3 protein-coding genes are annotated in these 3,351 nt (G+C 52.9%); 1 reads left to right on the top strand and 2 read right to left on the bottom strand.

Going from position 1 to position 3,351, the window contains the following annotated elements:
- Nucleotides 1-229 (top strand): hypothetical protein (locus AC6T8Q_RS19365; RefSeq protein WP_500680644.1); only part of this gene is annotated, 229 nt, incomplete at its 5' end.
- A gap of 864 nt (nt 230-1,093) precedes the next feature.
- On the opposite strand, the gene AC6T8Q_RS19370 is transcribed toward AC6T8Q_RS19365, so the two are convergent.
- A complete protein-coding gene (locus AC6T8Q_RS19370) occupies nt 1,094-1,942 on the bottom strand; it encodes a gluzincin family metallopeptidase (RefSeq protein WP_500680645.1) in 849 nt (282 codons plus the stop codon).
- Nucleotides 1,943-2,209: 267 nt separating this feature from the next.
- A partial coding sequence (locus tag AC6T8Q_RS19375; RefSeq protein ID WP_500680646.1) for a TolC family protein occupies nt 2,210-3,351 on the bottom strand: 1,142 nt, incomplete at its 5' end.

The raw sequence follows: 3,351 nt of genomic DNA on the forward strand, positions 1-3,351 counted from the left end.
GCTTGGCGACTGCCCACCAGTCCGGCTTGGCCTCTCCGGGGGCGTCGTAGAACTTTGTGTACAGCCGCAGCCGCCGCTCGAGCACCCACTCTATCATCTGTGGCATCCGGCCCAGCCCCATAGTGGCAACCGCACGCGGTCGCCCAATCACGAATTGTTCCTGCGATACCGCTCGGTCGGCAATGATCCAGCCAAGATGCGATTGTTACTGAATGAGACAGGCGTGTGACCACACTTTCAATTCTTTTCTGAATTAACACTCTTGGTCAAACACAGCATGGTGGCGTGGATTTTCTTGTGCAGAATTGGCCGGGAATTTAGCTCTAGAAAAATCCTCATAAAATGCTTGACGGGCGTTTTGGGTTTGATATTATCAAAAGCGTGGTGACCCTTTGCCCCGGGTTACCACACTTATAAAGCCACCTTACCTACTGCCCCAGGTAAGGTGGTTTTTTGTTGCCTTACCACAACTCGAAGTGCTTCACCCGTTACTTTCGCTCGCAGTACCAGCGAACGCGAAAGGAACTATTCCCGGTGCTCAGCCGCATCCAGAACATCGGCTACGGGCTGGATGAGAACGGAAGATAGGGTGAGGGGTATCTGGCGAATCACCGCAGGCCGTGGGTGGTGCGAGAAGCAGTGAGGCGTTCGTTTTTCGTCCATTACAGGACTTTGACGAACCTCGCTTGCCACTTCAACTGCTACCGGCTGAAATTACTCTTGCTGAGCCGAATCTGCACCTACTGAAGATACCCTAGTCCTCCATTCGTAAGAATCGCCTGGAGGCTCATTATTTTTGATTTCGATTTCGGCATGCGCGATCTGACTTATGAGGATGAGACGGTTTAGTACCTGCAGAATGCGCTGTTGGGCAACGCCGATGTGCAAGCCGTGGGCGTTCAAACGACCGCTAGATTCAATGCGATCTATGTCGAGTTCACCTGGGAGGCCGAAATCTGAGTGGCGCAGCAAACGATCTAAGAACGCTAATCCTGATCGTGAAGATTCGCCCGCATATGGCGCACCCCCAGCGTCGAAGATGGGCTAAAAGTGAACTAAGTGAGACCGTTGACGTTCCCTGATAAGAGTGAATTTAGCCCCCAGCGGAAGCAAATATGATTTGGGTTTGGTCTGCTGCCACTGCGGGTAGCCCGACGCGTTTAGAATAATTCTGTTCCAGATCGTTGATACCGTACCCATAGACCTCGGCCAATGCTCGATTCGCTCCAAGTTTCGCAGAGGTTTTCATGAAGCGTTTGAATTCGATGGGTCCATGCACGGCCACGAGGTACTCGGCCAGTACGAGGCATTGGCCGTAGAATGCGGCTTGCAGTTCCGGCTCAGGATATCCCTCTGTGGTCAACAACGTGTCCAGGCGCAAGGAGCGACCACGTTGCTTGGCATTTACCGCATCCGCGCGATGACCCGCGCGTTTATCCGGTGGATCCATCAACATGGCCATCCCTTCTTCGGCCCATTTTGGCAAAGGGTTTTCCGCAGTCTCATCGGCGATGATGACATGACTAAGTTCGTGGGGCAGTACCCGGACGAGAGCGTTAGGTCGATCCAATCGCAAATCGATCCGCCTCGCAACAACGACACCTTTTTTGATTTCGAGGGTGGAGCAGCCCGAGCTTTGACTGGCTCCGAGACCGACGAATTGTTTGTAGCTTTTGGCTGTGGGATGCAACACGACATAGCACTTGAGCTTCCAATCAGTCGTGTCGGTGCGCCAGAATTCCGTGATCTTGCGGCGAGCGTCCTCGCAGGCTTTGATGACCGTTATTGGATCGGTCCCGGGCGGGCAACAGACCGTGAAATTGTTCGAGGACTGGACTGTCCAAAAGGCTTGTGCCGCAGTTGTAAGACCTGATTTCGAACATCCACACGCTCCAAGACCGTGTGAGCATTCAGCCGCAAACAGCGGGAGAAGCGTTCCCACAAGAAAATATGTGCTAAGGAATACAGTAATTCGACTAAAGCAATTCATTCAAAAATCCATTTGCAACCAGAATGACCTTAGCCCAAAAATATATTGGCGAATGATGTGCCGTGGGAGTTTGGCAGGATAATTTCAGCTCACAAGATGATTGCTGTATTCGAGTTACTTCTATAACTTTTCCAAAAATCCCCTACAATAATCGCATTATCAATGCCAAAATTCTTGGCATCAATGCTTATTCTCAAGGCGGAATGTGGAGGGTTGCTTTTAGAGTACATTTTGAACTTGCGGATGGATCACTTCCAAGGGCAACATCTCCAATGGCCCCCCAATCGCTTGCTCTAGGTTGGCGAGTCGGCGAAGTTGTTCCGCTTCGGCTTCGCGGTATTTTTCTTGCAACATCAGATAACGCCGTTGCGAGTCGATGAGCCGCAAAAAATCCAACTTCGCGTTGGTGTAGGTGGAACGTGCCGTCTCGACATTTTGCTTGGCGGCGGGCAGGATTTTTAGCTCGTACAGGCGCAGCGTTTTCATGCTTTCCTGGACCATTTCATACGCGGATTGTACGTCGTTGTTGACCTCATCGACGCGCTGCCGGTATTCCGCGCGGCGCTGGCTCAGACGGTACGATGCTTCGCGGACGGCCGCATCCCGCTTGGCTTGATAAAGTGGCACATTCAAATTCATGCCGACTTGGGGTCGTTGGTCAGGATTCTCCCAAAATCCATCGTAACGGCCGACAATCGCCAAATCGGGATAATAATCGACATGGGCTAATCCTAACGCGGCCTGCTCGCCGCGAATTTTTGCGGCTTCGGCCGCCAATTGTGGACGACGTTGCAAAGCGATCTGTCGCAGGTACTCCACCGGCGGAACCTCACCCTCGACGCTCATCTGGGCAGGTGGTCGGGGAAGGGGATAATCGGGTTGCTGATGTAGCAGTGTATTGATGCGGGCGATGGAGACCCGATTCATTCGCTGCAATTCCACGGTTCGCCGTTCGAGTTCCGCCAATTCAACGTCGGCCTGCAACACATCTTCTTGGGTGACCTGGTTGTTTTCGTACTTAACACGTGCCACCTCACGAAACTCGCGCATGATGGCGGCGTTTTTCTGGTTCAACTCCAGTAGCCGATGGACCAGGTAATAATCGGCTGCGGCAATCTTGGTCGTGGCTATCAAACGCTGCCGCGTTTCATCGATATCAGCGCGGGCTGTGGCCGCAGCAGCACTGGCGCTTTGACCGCGCAAGTCACGTTTGCCATGCCAAGGAATTTTTTGCGACGCATCCACCATGAAGCCTTGCGTGCCAGTATCGGAATTCAACGCCGAGGGTCCGATCATGAAGCCGAACATCGGATCGTCAAGCGAGACAACCTGGGGATACCGTTCTGCGGCAGCTCGCCAAG

The organism is Bythopirellula sp. (assembly GCF_041737835.1).
In the GTDB taxonomy this organism is placed as follows: domain Bacteria; phylum Planctomycetota; class Planctomycetia; order Pirellulales; family Lacipirellulaceae; genus Bythopirellula.